Source organism: Halorubrum coriense DSM 10284 (assembly GCF_000337035.1).
Lineage (GTDB): Archaea > Halobacteriota > Halobacteria > Halobacteriales > Haloferacaceae > Halorubrum > Halorubrum coriense.
On the sequence record NZ_AOJL01000061.1, the window covers coordinates 34,568 to 47,745 of the forward strand.

Here is a 13,178-nt window from a genome sequence, read left to right on the forward strand (position 1 = left end):
CTTAAAAATGGGCCCGCCGCTCAGGCGAGCTTGAACGTGTATTAGTAGCAACTATCCCAACGAACGCGTACACCCTCCGTAATACGATAGCAAGGTAACTCGAAGTGACTCCTTCCCGCACCTCGGAACGATTCAGGTCGGATCGTCGCGGTCAGACGCTCCAGGACTACGTTATCGGAGTGTCGATTTTTCTCCTCACGACCGCGTTTGTCGTGGCGTTCATTCCGACCCTCTTTACCCCCTTCACCGCGCCGGTCGACGCCTCCCAGACCGCACAGGCCGACAGATACGCCGCCGAAGTGCTTGCGGAGATCACCCAGTCTGACTCCGAGAACGTCCTCAACGGGACCAAGACGGACGCGTTTTTTACAAACGAGTCGAATCTGGACCGGATCCCGACGTCCGAACAGAGCGAGGTGAACGTGACCTTGGTGAACGGGACGGGAGGAGTCCAGCATGCGATCGGTCCGTCATACCGAGGCGAGTCCACGGCCGCCGCGACCCGGATCGTCGTGCCCGAAACGGGCTACGTGGGTAACCACAACTGCACGACAACTTGTCGTATCGAGGTGAGGCTATGGTAGATCGCACGCTGGACCATCGGCTCGGTTCTGGCGATGACCGTGGGCAGGCGTACACTCTCGAGGGTGTGGTCTCTGCGGTCTTGGTCCTCACGGCGCTGCTGCTAGCGACGACCGCGGTCGTAATCACGCCGACCACAGCGGGGACAATCGACCGAGACACGATGGCGCAGTTGGGGACGCAGACTGACGACGTGCTCACGGCCGCTCATGAGCGTGGCACGCTCCGAGAGGCGGCACTGTTCTGGAACGTCACAGGCGGACAGTCGGGATGGTCGGACTGGCGAGTGAGCCAGGAATGCCCCACTGCCGCGGACGGTGAGAAGCTCACGCTCTGTGAGCTGCTTCAGGAGACGTTCAATTCTCGGTTTTACCGTTACAACGTGTATCTCGACTACCAGACGAAGGAGAAAACGACGCAGACGGAACCCCTGTTCGTCCAGGGAACCCCGGGCCGCAACGCGGTCAGCGCGACCCGTTCGGTAGCGCTCCACGACGGCATGAATTTGACACACCCGTCCGGAGGCAATCTTGAGGAGAACGCCTCAGAGTTTTATGCCGAGGATCTAGAGGACCCAACGCTCGTCAACGTGGTTCAAATACGGGTGGTCGTCTGGTGACCCCAAAGCTCGATGACCGCGGCCAGTTGATGCTCGTGGGGGCGGTCGTGATGGCGGCAAGCCTGTTGGCCCTCGTCGTGGTACTGAACTCCACGATCTACACGCAGAATACCAACCCCGGGGATACGCTGGACGAGACGAGAGAAGTGGGCCAACAGTTAGAAGTCGTCCAGACGGACGTCGTTCGACTCACCGACCGACTCGCGCAGCCGGGCCGTCACGTCGATGTCTACGAACTGAACGCGACTCTCAAGGCGTACGGCGATACGAGGGCAGAACAGACTGTCAGCCGGCGCCCAGCGTATCTCGATATTGCGCTGAACGAGAGCGCGTCTACGCTCAGGAGAGAGGTACTCCGACAAGGCAACCGCTCTCGAGACATCGTTTCGAACACCACCGAGAGCGACTGGACACTCGTGGAGAACGCGACGTTCAACGAGTCCACTCCGTTCGTGGTCACCGTTGAACCTCAGAGCTCGACGTCGCCGACCGCGTTCATCGTCGAAGGCGACAGCGGGGGCAGATGGTATCTGAACGTCAGTCGGGGGTCACCGGGCGTCGACATCGCCGTCACGTACGACAACGGAACCACGACGACAACAACGGTCTCGGGGAACGCAACTCGGCTAAACGTCACCGGTGGCGCGGTTGACGGGACCCAGAGTTTTGCGTTCGCGCCGGGGCTAACGGCCCCGTACGACCTACACGTTAACGACGGCCACCAGTCAAACGGCACGTACAGCATCGTCGTTGACGAAGTCAGCGGGGTCAACACTGGGAACTTCCACCCGGACCCGACCAACGGACAGCCGTACGTCAGCCGGGAGGTGACGACGGTCGTCGTCGATGTCAACTACGTGAGCGACAAGGTATCCACGGAGTCGCAGATTACGGTCCCCCTCGGAGATGGTTCAGGATGAACAGAAATGACGTGACTGAACGGCTTCTGGAAGACCGGCGCGGAGTCTCAGTCGCGCTGACACACGTGCTCACGATGGGGATCACCTCCGTGCTGATCGCCGGCCTCATTATCACCGCAGGTGGCGCCGTCGAGACGCAACGCGAACGTGCGGTACAGGGTGAGCTCACGACGATCGGGGAACGGCTCGGGACCGAACTCACGGCATTAGACCGCGCCGCCGAGTCGACGAACTCAACGATGACCGTCGAGACGTCACATCCCGAGCGGGTCGTCAACACCCGTTACCGGGTACGGCTAACGTCGAATCACAGCGACTGCCGAACAGATGCCTGTCTGGTGCTGGACGCACGAACGACTGAGACTCCGGTCGTGATCGCTGTCCGTGACGGCATCGACACCGTGGAGTCGAGCGCTCTCGGGGGAGAGCTCAGACTCGTTCACAACGGGACCGCAGTCCGCGTGGCGGAGGCGCGGTCATGATCGCAGACGAACGTGCCGTGAGCGACTTGGTCGGGTTCATCCTGTCCTTCTCGATAATCCTGTTATCCGTCAGTGTCGTATACACCGGCGGGTTCGCCGCGATCACCGACCAACAGGAGGCGGAACAGATGCACAACACCGAGCGAGCGATGACGGTGCTCGCAGAGAATTTCCGCGACATTGAGCGGGGGAACGCGCCGACCCGGGCGGGTGAGTTTCGACTCTCGGGGGGACGGTTGTCGTTGGACCGCGCCGCGAGGTTCACTGTGGTGGTAGGGCTTAACAACTCGACCGTCCCGGTGACCGTTCGGACCAGATCGCTTTCGTACGAAAAAGAAGGAACCGAGATAAGCTACGAGAACGGGGCCGTCCTCCGGACTGATGGCGAATTCGGATTCATGGCGCGCGCACCAACAGTGACATGTCGAGCCGACAGGGCGATCGTCTCGTTGGTCGAGATCGATCCGCGCGGCAACCGTACGTCAACGAGCGGAGAAGGGTCGGTTCTGGTCACAGTGACGAAGCAGGACTCCGGAATCTACTACCCGAGACAGGAGAACGGAACCGTGGTCAACGAGGCCGACGCAGCCCGTAACGTGACGATTCGCGTTGAGGAGTCGCGCCACGAGGAAGGGTGGGAGAACTGGTTCGAAGAGCGTGATGGCTGGAACCAGACGGCAGTGGGCTACACTTGCGAGGCCGACACCGTCGTCGTCCGGACGACGAAGGTGACAGTTGAGTTTCTGCGGTGACTGGGCGACGACGGCGGCCCTCGGTGGCGAATGGGCCGGGCCGGGGCTGTCTATGGCTCATGAACAATTCACTCGCTGTTGGCCTCGATGACTACTTCGTTGGTCGTCAGCCGAATCTCGAAGCCACCGGCGACCTCCTTCCCCTCCTGATCCTCTATTTCCAGTAGCACGATCGCGTCGTTGTAGTTCGGGTCGCCAATGTCGTCGGTCGCGCTCACCCACGTCGCGTCCGGATCGGTGAGTTCGAAGAGGAACACCACTTGATTGTCCTCGAGTTGTAGATGGCCGGTCTCGTTGAGCAGTGGGCCGAGAACCTCCTCGGCGTTGCGCTGACGGTACCGAGTCTCTATCACTGGCATCTCGTCGCCGTCCTTCAGGACCCGGACGTTCTCCGGGTTCTCGCCGGCCGACGCGTCGGTACGGACGTTCGGTGACCCGAGGTCGTCGCAGTTGTAGTGATACCAGTACGACCCGTCGTACACGTCCGCCCCCACGTAGTCGTAGTCGGCACACGACCACTGTGTCGCCCGGAGTGACACCGTCGTTCCTCCTTCGACCTCGAAGTCGTGGGTCCACTCTGAGAGCTGCGTCCCTCGCTCGTTGAGATTCTGTTCGGCACTGATGGGACTGCCGGGATCGTAGGGGCCGTCAGGCCACGGGCGCGTCTGTTCGCCGTCGGTCACGATTCCCATAGTGACGGGGGCCCACCGCTTTGCCATGCCGCCGTAGTACGGGAACTCGCTGGACACCTCCGTCCCGAGAGCCGTCGCAGAGACCGTCGCGTTCTCCGTGACGCTGATCTCGCTGTCGTCGCCGCCGACTCCGTAGTTGACGCCCTCGGAGATTGTCACCGTCACTGAGTTGTTGTTTGGATTGGTGTTGTCGAGGTCATACGTCGAGTTCGACGAGACCTCGCTCTCGAGATATTTTCCCCACACGTCGGCGTAGCGACTCTCGACGGTGACGGTCATCCTCGACGCATTCGAGCAGTTCTCCATCAGCTGCGAGTACTCGCGGGACCGCTCACGGGAGTATTCGAGGTTCTTTTTTGCTTGAAGCGTCCGCACCTGACCGCTGGCACTCCCGTTGATGTTCACGGACGGGAACGTCAACGTGCCGTCCTTGTACTCCATGTCGGGCGGCGAGATCATCACGTTGCCACTCGATGTCTCCTTCCAGATACCCCCGCCTTGGTAGGTGACCGTCGACTGACCCTCGCTCTCGTAGTGTAGCGAGCCCATTGGGATCACGAATGGGGTGCAGGTCGGGCCTCCGTTGAGTTCGATTACCATCTCGGCGTTGTCCGCGATGCGGACCGATTGCCCCTCGCTGGGATCGAACGCGAGCGTGTGTTCTAGGTTGTCGCTGAAAGCGACCTCACTGAGCCTAGAGTCGATCTCCCGCATCGTCTGTTCCGCGTCCTGGCCCTGAATTTCGCCCTTCAGGTCGCCAACCATGGCCGACCCGAAGTAGAGGGTCACCGACGCCGCGACGAGAATCATCCCGATCAGCAGGACGAACCCGATGAGATTCGACTGGCCTCGTCCCTGTCGTCGGGTGGGCGTGGACGGGATCATGAGTACTCCTAACTGCCCGGTGTCAGCCGTTTCAACGGACGTTACTCAGCTCTCGTATATCTGAAAGTGATAATCTTTCGCCCAAAGTATTGAGAGTGATAACCACACTTAGTGGCCACTTTTCAGTATCGCACGACGGCAGGCACGCTAAAACAGTACAGCTATCTCCGATCCAAACCGTCCTGAGTGTGCCTGAAGTAGCGTTGCGAGCCATTTCGCATCCGGCTTCGAACTGAACCTGTTCAGGGCCGTAGGTTGTATTAATCCGGTTCGTATCCTCAATACCAAGTTGTCTGGATTGCTGAAGCATGAGGACTAATCCGATTCTGCTTGGTATTTCGGTGTCCCCACAGCATCGGTCACGATCGTGTTTCGGAACTTGAAACGCTGCTACGGGCTTGATATTCAAGAGGCAATATGATTGAGGTAGCCGCCGGCCCGAGGCGGCTCCAATGAAGTATCTGGCTTCCGAGCGCGTGCCATCGGTATGACGCAGCTCGAAGGGAGCGCCCCAGCTTTCGCCGTCGCTCCCCCCACCCCCCGCTTTGACGCCTCCCGGTCGGGTAACCCGACCCTCCTCCGCTGCCGGCGCTATCGTATCGATCTCCACCGTCACCAATATTAAACTAATTCCCCGCTTATTGCTAATTATGCCCTCGGAAAAGACGGAGTCAACCGGTGTTTTAGAGATCACCGAGCGTGGAAAAACCGCCGCCTTCCACGGGTTTCTCTGGCTTACCGTCGTGTCCGCTCTTTCGGTGTTACTTGACGACTCACCTGCGGAAGCCATCGCTTACGGTGTTTTCTGTGCCATGCTGTACGGCACGATCGTATATATTTGGCAGCCGTACTAAATGCGACTGAGAGACGGTCTGACTGCCGACTCGGCGTCGCGTTTGCTGCGCGCTTGTCCTCTCGTTTGACCAACGAGTATGAATCCCGTTTTCGAGTATTTCGTTGTGGAATCGGCCACCGAATGTTTGCCGTGGGACGCAACGGAGACCGAACCGTTGGTCGGAGTCACCCCTCGTGTTAGCGTGAAGTGGATTGTCTCCACGGCTTGTTCTCACAGAATATGCTTCCCACGAGTCGACTAAGGCGACAGTGATGAGTCCAATGACGGAGAGTACATATCAGTCAATTTGTGCTCTGTGACTGCGATTTGACTACGTTCTCGTGTTGATTCCTTGGAGCGATGCAGAACGCAGACTATGGATCTGTCACTCCGTCTGTGAGTACCGTCGTCGTTCGTTTAGCAACGTTGGGAGCACAATCCCAATGCCGAATAACGCCGCAAGCTATAACACATCGCTATTAGCGTACTCTGTTGTCAAGTACCACGCTGTGAGGCCAAGAAACATGAATATCAGCGTTATCCTCGTCTCAGTACTGAGGAGGGAATCGGGGGCCATATTCGTGAACTACCCCACCCTACCGCTCGCCTGACGGCTCGCGTTTGAGGGTGGGGCTTCCTGTTTCCACGACGCGCTTTACCGATGCCGAGGTATCCACAGGGAGCGCAGTCTCCACACGCGTTGATTCGGAGCGTCCCGCTCCTAACCGCTTTGGGATACCGCGAGAAAGAATATTCCACGCCGCGTTCGCGTCTCTGTCCGCCTCGAACCCACACGCCGGACAGGAGTGTTCGCGCACCCACAGCGGTTTCTCGGTCGAAACGCCGCAGGACGCACACTCTCTCGTCGTCCCACGAGGATTCACCGCGACAAAGTACGTTCCTTCGCGTTCGCACTTGTATTCGAGCATCCGCAGGAACGTTCCCCACGCCGCTCCCGCTCGGTTCCGCGAGTTGCCCGGAAGTTCGATCAAGCCCTTTGCGTCCAAGTCCTCCACGGCCACGAAGTCGTATTCGCGGGCGTAGTAGTTTGAGAGCTTGTGGAGGAAGTCCCGCCGCTTGTTCTTCAAATCGGCGTAACGCTCAGCCACGACACGGCGCTGTTTCTCCCAATTTGCGGAACCGTGTTCCTTCCGCGAGAGGTCGCGTTGGGCGCGTTCCAACCGCTCACGTTCATCGGACAGATCGAACGATTCGACAGCTGTTCCGTCGGTGTCGTGGGCGTACTTGAGAATCCCCACGTCGATACCGACACACTTCTCGGGATTCTCAGGTTTCGCAGGCGGGTCGTCAGAGGTTTCGACACCGAAGATGGCGAACCACTTGTCGGTCGGCTCTTGTTTTACCGTGACGGTCTTGATTTCAGCGTCGTCGGGAAGATCGCGGTGGAAGGTGAGCGGAATTTCTCCGAGTTTTGAGAGCCGTGACATCCTCCCCGTCGTGAACGACGGGGCTTCCCGTACCGCGTTGGGATATTTGCTGGTCTACGACACGAGCTGTTCTCTCGTGTTGAACGTCCCGCTTTCGCGGTCGAACAGGTGTGTCGATGGCTGTGCCACACAGCCGTTACTCCTATCCTCTCCGTGAGGACTCGGAGTTATCTTCTGACGCATGTTCTCCGCCCCGTTGCAATCTGCGTTGGCTACCAACTCACACGACTGGCACACATACAAGCCACGGTGCTTCCGATTCGACTTCGTGTCGTCACCACACCGTGAACACGTCTTCGAAGTGTCCCACTCGTTCTCCTTCAGCACCTCGACACCGCGAATCTCGCCTTTGTATGCGAGGTACTGGTAGATGCGGTCGAACGCCCACGTATGCAGTTTCTTGTTACCGGTCTTGCCCCAGTCTGAATCGCGCACGTCTTTGGGCCAACTTACCGCGAGCGTCCCCACGCTACGTTCGACACACTCGGTGATGATGGCGTTTGTGAGCGTATGGTAGAAGTGGGTTTCGCGGTCTGCGAGTTTTTGACGCGCCCACATCGACTGATCTGATGGTCCGTTCTCTCCCTCGGTGTCGTACTCAGAACCCGTGAAGTAGTGCTTGTCTTGCTTGAGTGAGTTGCCGGGATACAGAACGTACTCATTAGGGAACGCGACCGTGGCGAGGTTCTTGATACCAAGGTCGATTCCCGCCACGCCGTCGCCTGCGGAGTCGTTGGTTTCGAGGCTGACTTTACAGACGAAGTGTAGTTCCCACTCATCACCGTTCCAGACGGCGCGAACGTTCTGTACGGACTCGACCTCTGAGAGGTCTACGTCTGGTCGGGTCTGGTACTCACAGAGTAGAAAGTCCGACCAATGCTCCTTGAGGTTCGAGCCTTTGGAGAGTCTGACCCTGTTGCTCTGGGGATCGTGTTTGAACCCGTCTTCTTTGAACGTGACCGTACTCTTGGGTCGCGTGTCGCCGTGTTTACGGTAGTCGGGGGGATTCGCCTTTGAGTCTTTGTGTCGCAGATCGAACCATGACTGGAAAGCGTCGGAAAGTTCTTCAATGACTTTCTGACTGGATTGCGCATTCAGGTCTTTCCAGCACGACTGGTTCTTCATATACGATTTCAGCACGCCCCCATCTGGGATTTCACCAGTGGCGTCCCATACACGGTCGGCTGTCCATCGTGCGACGTTCCAAATCTTGGAGGCGGAGTCTCCGAGCGAGCCGAGGCCCTCGCAGACCTGTCGGTGGTTCCGGATGGAACCAACGTAGGTGCGAGTGACCTGAATCGCCATACATAGCCTATGTAGAAGTAGTTAGTTAATGGTGTGGATTAGCGTGGAATATCCAGCCTGCTATCGGCGGTGGACTGTGGAGGAGTTGTCGGATTCACTCCCGCCGTAAACGGCGGGATTCTCTCCTCGAAGAAAGATAGTCAGCACGCCCGAGTTGACAGCTACCGGGGAGATCATTTGGGTGGTGCTGAATACACAGCGCTTATTTCGCACAGAATTATCTCCAGAATCGATTCGCTCAGTACAGGGGACTCACGAATCGTTCCGTATGGGACAAACAGCCGGTAAAAGAGGTCGGTACAGGTAGAGACAGGAAGAGAGACGTGAAATCTATTATAATAACGGGAAGATTTTTGAATCTTCCTGTATGATAAGCTAGTACACCATGTCAAAATCAACGGACGAACGAGGGCGGATTTACCTCCCAAAAGATGTCCGAGAGAAGTTCGGTAACCAGTATCGCATTGTCGAACTCCCGAGTCATGTCGCCCTCTTCCCCGTCGACGAGGACCCGGTAGCGGGGCTCCGAGCTGCCGTTGGCGATGCGTTCGGAGATACGAAAGCCGCCGATCTGAAAGCAGACGCGCGTGAGGCGATCTCTCGAGAGGTTCGAGAGGAAGCAGAAGCCCGGTCACAGGCCGGTAAGGAGTAACTGTGTACGTCGAAACTGACTTTCTCACGGCGTTGCTAAAGGATGATGACTGGCTTCAGGAGGCCGCAATCCGCGCCCTTGACGAGCGCGACGACATTCACACATCGATACTCGCATATGCCGAGGTACTGGTGCTGTTCTACGACCGTGAGACTGCCGAGTATGAGATCGACGCGCCGCGGGCAATCACTAACCTGCTCGAACTAGTTCCGATCGTACCAAAAGAACACGAGGACGCGGTTCTGGCCGCCGCAGCGTTCCTCGATGAGTACGAGCTCACACCATTCGACGCACTTCATGCCGGACTCGTCACAACCGGCGAGGAGCGCATTCTTTCGACCGAGCAGGACTACGACACTGTCGGCCTCGACCGTACACCCTTGGAATCCGCTTTTTCGGAGTGACTCTGTCAGTACGCACTCTTCAGCGAACAGCTGTTTCAGACGGGTCAATGTCTGAAGAAAAGGATTTCAACAGAGCCGCCTGCCTGTCATCTACTAACGCGGTCGTCGCGGTGAGCACTCGACGGTGGTCGGAGCGCTCTACCACTCGAATCAGATGTCTCGGCGCTGGAACAGCGCCTGTGAGGCGATCAGTAGGCCGGCGAACGCGACGAGCAGGATGATCGAGTCGATCGGTTCGAACGACCCGTCGATCAGGACCGGCGTCGGCTCATAGTACTGCGTCGGACTCAGGTATTGTATCCAGTCGTACCCCTCGGCGCCGCCGACGACCGACTCGACGAGATAGAGGACGAAGACGGTGCCGACGGCCGCTCGCTCGGCGATCGCCGCGCGGTCGACGGCGACCGAGAATACGAGGCCGATCCCAGCGCAGACGAGGAGGAACGGGACCGACAGCAGGTGCGCCAAGAGGAGGTGATCGACGGCGATTCGCTCTCCGACGGCGATCACGAACAGGTAGACCAGCAGGCCGCCGCCGGCGTTGACGGCGATCATGGGCACGAGCAGCGCGGCGAACTTCTCGACGAGAAGCCGGGACCGCGTGACGGGAAACGACAGGAGGAGGTCCATCCGTTCCGTCTCCACGTCGCGCGCGATCACGCCGCCGGCGACGTACGCGAAGTACAAGCCCAGTCCGAGCAGCCAGACGAAGTTGAACACCTGCGCGCCGAGGAATCCCTCGATCGTCGATAGGTTTTCGATGCCGAACGCGTCCAGCATCGCCGGCGGCAGGTCCTCGAAGACGTCCTCGTAGTCGACCCCCTCCAGAACGGTGAAGTACCAGACGATGAATCCGACGTACGCCCCGACGCCGGCCGTGAGAATCGCGGCGCCGCGGAGTCGCCGCCGCCCCTCGTTTCGGGCGGTCTCAAACATTCGTTGCCCCCGTTCCGTCATTCTCGCTCGTCGCTTCCGCCCCGTCGCTCTCGCCCGTCGCTCCACCGCTTCCGTCCCACGCCTCCTCGGTCGGGCTCGACCCGTCCGGCGTTCCCTCGCCGCCGTAGTAGTGCGCGAACACATCCTCGATGGGGGGCTCGCCGACCTCCACGTCGCGGACGTCGTGAGCCGCCAGTTCGCGGAGGAGCGCGTTGACGCCGCCGGCGTAGATGAACTGGACGCCCTCGGCGAACCGGTCCGGGTCGACGACGCCGTCGAGGTCGGTTATCGTCGCAATCGCGGCATCGCTCGCGTGGACCCGCACGTGTTTCCCGCCTCGGTGGAGCAGCGCCTCGACGTTCTCGAGTTCGACGACCGACCCGCCGCGGAGGATGCCGACACGGTCGCAGACCCGCCGCACCTCGCTCAGCACGTGCGAGGAGAAGAACACCGTCGTGCCGCGGTCCCGCTCGTCCCGGACGAACTCGTTGAACGCCTCCTGTTTGAGCGGGTCGAGACCCGAGGTGGGTTCGTCCATGATCACGAGGTCCGGGTCGTGCATGAACGCCTGCACCAGACCGAGCATCCGCTTGTTCCCGGTCGAATACTCCCGTATCGGACGGTCGACCGGCGGGGTGAACAGCTCCAACAGCTCCGCCCGGCGACTGTCGCCTTTCACCGCGCCGTGGTATTCGAGCACCGCCTCCCCCGTCGCCTCCTCGGCGAATCCGAGGTGTGCCGGGAGGTACCCGATCCGGCGCTTGGCCTCGGTCAGCGCGGCCTCGTCGCGGACGTCGGCGCCGAGCACTGTCGCCGTCCCCGAGGTGGGTTTCAACAGCCCCAACAGCAGTCGTATCGTCGTCGACTTCCCCGCGCCGTTGGGTCCGAGGAAGCCGAACACCTCGCCCTCGTTCACGGCGAAGGACACGGCGTCGTTCGCGACCACGTTCCCGAACTCCTTGGTGAGTCCCTCGACGACGAGGGGTCGGTCGGCCTCACCGGACATAGAACCACCACGCGCCGGCGGCGACGATGACGAGGAGGATGATCAACACGCCGACTTCAATGGGTATCTCGTCCCCGGACGACTCGACGACCGAGGCGGCGACCCGCTCGGTGTCGCCGTCGACGCGGACGCCGTCGGGGTCGGTGTACGCGACTTCGACGCTCGCGGGGTACCGGGTCGCCGGCGCGTCGCCGTCCACCGCGAGGTCGAACGCGACTTCTCCGGTCTCCCCGGGCGCGAGCGACGGGATCACCGTCGTCCGGAACTCGCTCTCCAGCGGTTGGTCGACGACGAGGCGCAGTTCGACGTCGCGGAGTTCAACGTCGCGGCGGTTCGTCACCTCGAGCCGCAGCACGCCTTCCTCGCCGGCCGCGAACTCCGAGTCGAGCGCGGACACCGCCACGGCGTCTCGGCGTTCGGCGATCGGTACGCGCACCGTCGCTTCGGTCGTCCGTTCGGTGTCGGCTGCGCTCCGGTAGCTGGTCGAGAGGACCAGCGGCTGGGGGACCGAGTCGGCGTTCGCCGGGACCTCCCCGCGGAAGCGGAAGGCAGCGCTCTCGCCGGCGTCGAGGTCACCGACGGCGTACCGCGGGCTGCGCGGGACGAACGCCCCGTCGCCGACCGCGAGGACGACCGCTCGAACCTCCGCCGGCCCGTCGTTCCGGATCGTCCCGCTGACGGTCCCGTTCTCGCCGACGCGGAGGGAGGCGTCGTCGACCGCGACCGAGAGAGACTGCTCCGCGCGCGGTCGGAGCCCGACCGGAATGTCCGTCTGCGCGCCGCGGACGCCGTCGGGGTCGGTGTACTGCACGACGCCGGTGAGGTCGAACGACTCGGCAGCGGCGTCGGCGCTGACGCTCGCCGGGAACCTGATCGTCGCGTTCTCGCCGGGACCGAGCCGGTCGATCCGGGCGGTGTTCCGCTCCGTCTCGCCGAGCGCGAGGTCGGGGCCGTTTGCGGCGAGTTCGACCGAGAGGTCGCGCGCGGGCTCTCCGCCGACGTTGGTCACGTTCGCCACGAGCGTTCCGGCGTCGCCGACCTGTACGTCCGTCTCGACCGTCCGTACCGCGAAGCGCGGCGCGTCGTCGACGGTCACCGATACCGACTCGGTCCGGGTCCGCGTCCGGTCCTGGACGACGCCGCTCCGCGGCGCTGACAGGGAGGTGTACGAGTATTCGAGCCGCACGTCGAGCGAGTACCGCCCCGGCTCCGCGTCGGCCGGGACGACGACGGAGACGGGCGCCTCGCGAACCGCTCCCTCGCCGATTGACCCGACGGCGAACCGACCGGTCTCGACGACGAGCGGGGAGCGTCTGGCTCGGACCTCGACGACGACGCTGCGCGCGGTCGTGACGGTATCTCGCCGGGCGTCCGATCCCGCGTCGACGTCGCCGTCGTTCGCGACCTGTAGCGTGAGCTCCGTCGCCGTCCCCGGTGACACGGTCGAGTCCGGCACGTAGACGTCCAGTTCGGGCTCGCCGCGCACGAACGGCGGCTCCTCCTGCGCGACGGCGAAGCCGGCGAACGCCGCGACGGAGAGGACGACGACGGCGACGACGGCGAGGGCCGGGAGCGGTCGGCGCGCCATTCACCTCACCGACCCGGCGGCCGCGTCCGTTCGCTCGGTCGATCGAGACGAGCCCGGACGGCCGTATTGTTT

At 61.3% G+C, this 13,178-nt stretch carries 13 protein-coding genes and 1 pseudogene; 8 read left to right on the plus strand and 6 right to left on the minus strand.

Features of this window, described 5'->3' with window-relative positions; translation table 11 throughout:
* The first annotated feature begins 179 nt into the window (after positions 1–179).
* From C464_RS15720 to C464_RS15740, 5 genes are read left to right on the plus strand one after another with little or no spacing between them, the layout of a single operon-like run.
* Positions 180–584 (plus strand): DUF7287 family protein, encoded by a 405-nt coding sequence (locus tag C464_RS15720; RefSeq protein ID WP_006114752.1) that lies wholly within the window; start codon positions 180–182, stop codon positions 582–584.
* Positions 578–1,201: a DUF7288 family protein gene (locus C464_RS15725; protein WP_006114753.1), complete on the plus strand. Its 624-nt coding sequence runs from the start codon at positions 578–580 to the stop codon at positions 1,199–1,201. Before C464_RS15720 ends, C464_RS15725 begins: the two co-directional genes overlap by 7 nt.
* The gene (locus C464_RS15730; protein ID WP_006114754.1) at positions 1,198–2,121 is read left to right on the plus strand and encodes a DUF7261 family protein; all 924 of its coding nucleotides are present in this window, start codon (positions 1,198–1,200) and stop codon (positions 2,119–2,121) included. Before C464_RS15725 ends, C464_RS15730 begins: the two co-directional genes overlap by 4 nt.
* Positions 2,118–2,603: a DUF7266 family protein gene (locus tag C464_RS15735; RefSeq protein ID WP_006114755.1), complete on the plus strand. Its 486-nt coding sequence runs from the start codon at positions 2,118–2,120 to the stop codon at positions 2,601–2,603. Before C464_RS15730 ends, C464_RS15735 begins: the two co-directional genes overlap by 4 nt.
* Positions 2,600–3,355 carry a DUF7289 family protein gene (locus C464_RS15740; RefSeq protein ID WP_006114756.1) on the plus strand — a complete coding sequence of 252 codons (756 nt, stop codon included), beginning with the start codon at positions 2,600–2,602 and terminating at the stop codon, positions 3,353–3,355. The genes C464_RS15735 and C464_RS15740 overlap by 4 nt, the downstream gene beginning before the upstream one ends.
* Positions 3,356–3,423: 68 nt before the next feature.
* On the opposite strand, the gene C464_RS15745 is transcribed toward C464_RS15740, so the two are convergent.
* Positions 3,424–4,932: a DUF7289 family protein gene (locus C464_RS15745; RefSeq protein ID WP_006114757.1), complete on the minus strand. Its 1,509-nt coding sequence runs from the start codon at positions 4,930–4,932 to the stop codon at positions 3,424–3,426.
* Positions 4,933–5,582: 650 nt separating this feature from the next.
* On the opposite strand from C464_RS15745, the gene C464_RS15750 reads away from it, so the two are divergent.
* Positions 5,583–5,786, plus strand: coding sequence for a hypothetical protein (locus C464_RS15750; protein WP_006114758.1), 204 nt, complete (start codon positions 5,583–5,585; stop codon positions 5,784–5,786).
* 577 nt (positions 5,787–6,363) lie between these two features.
* Here the strand turns inward: C464_RS15750 and C464_RS17725 are convergent.
* Both C464_RS17725 and C464_RS15760 read right to left on the minus strand, forming a co-directional pair.
* Positions 6,364–7,212 (minus strand): annotated as a pseudogene (locus C464_RS17725) (RNA-guided endonuclease InsQ/TnpB family protein); the annotation flags it as partial.
* A gap of 57 nt (positions 7,213–7,269) precedes the next feature.
* On the minus strand, positions 7,270–8,520 hold the full coding sequence (locus C464_RS15760; RefSeq protein ID WP_049911269.1) for an RNA-guided endonuclease InsQ/TnpB family protein: 1,251 nt from the start codon (positions 8,518–8,520) through the stop codon (positions 7,270–7,272).
* Positions 8,521–8,905: 385 nt separating this feature from the next.
* Here C464_RS15760 and C464_RS15765 point away from each other — a divergent pair, with 385 nt between their 5' ends.
* Together C464_RS15765 and C464_RS15770 are read left to right on the plus strand one after the other, a co-directional pair.
* The gene (locus C464_RS15765; protein WP_006114761.1) at positions 8,906–9,172 is read left to right on the plus strand and encodes a hypothetical protein; all 267 of its coding nucleotides are present in this window, start codon (positions 8,906–8,908) and stop codon (positions 9,170–9,172) included.
* A 2-nt stretch (positions 9,173–9,174) separates the two neighbouring features.
* A complete protein-coding gene (locus tag C464_RS15770; protein WP_006114762.1) occupies positions 9,175–9,576 on the plus strand; it encodes a PIN domain-containing protein in 402 nt (133 codons plus the stop codon).
* A 150-nt stretch (positions 9,577–9,726) separates the two neighbouring features.
* Here C464_RS15770 and C464_RS15775 read toward each other — a convergent pair whose 3' ends face one another.
* Genes C464_RS15775 through C464_RS15785 form a run of 3 tightly spaced genes read right to left on the minus strand, consistent with a single transcriptional unit; the run spans position 9,727 to position 13,106 of the window.
* Positions 9,727–10,512, minus strand: coding sequence for an ABC transporter permease subunit (locus tag C464_RS15775; RefSeq protein WP_006114763.1), 786 nt, complete (start codon positions 10,510–10,512; stop codon positions 9,727–9,729).
* Positions 10,505–11,518, minus strand: coding sequence for an ABC transporter ATP-binding protein (locus C464_RS15780; protein ID WP_006114764.1), 1,014 nt, complete (start codon positions 11,516–11,518; stop codon positions 10,505–10,507). Before C464_RS15780 ends, C464_RS15775 begins: the two co-directional genes overlap by 8 nt.
* The gene (locus C464_RS15785; RefSeq protein ID WP_006114765.1) at positions 11,508–13,106 is read right to left on the minus strand and encodes a COG1361 S-layer family protein; all 1,599 of its coding nucleotides are present in this window, start codon (positions 13,104–13,106) and stop codon (positions 11,508–11,510) included. Before C464_RS15785 ends, C464_RS15780 begins: the two co-directional genes overlap by 11 nt.
* Positions 13,107–13,178: the final 72 nt, after the last annotated feature.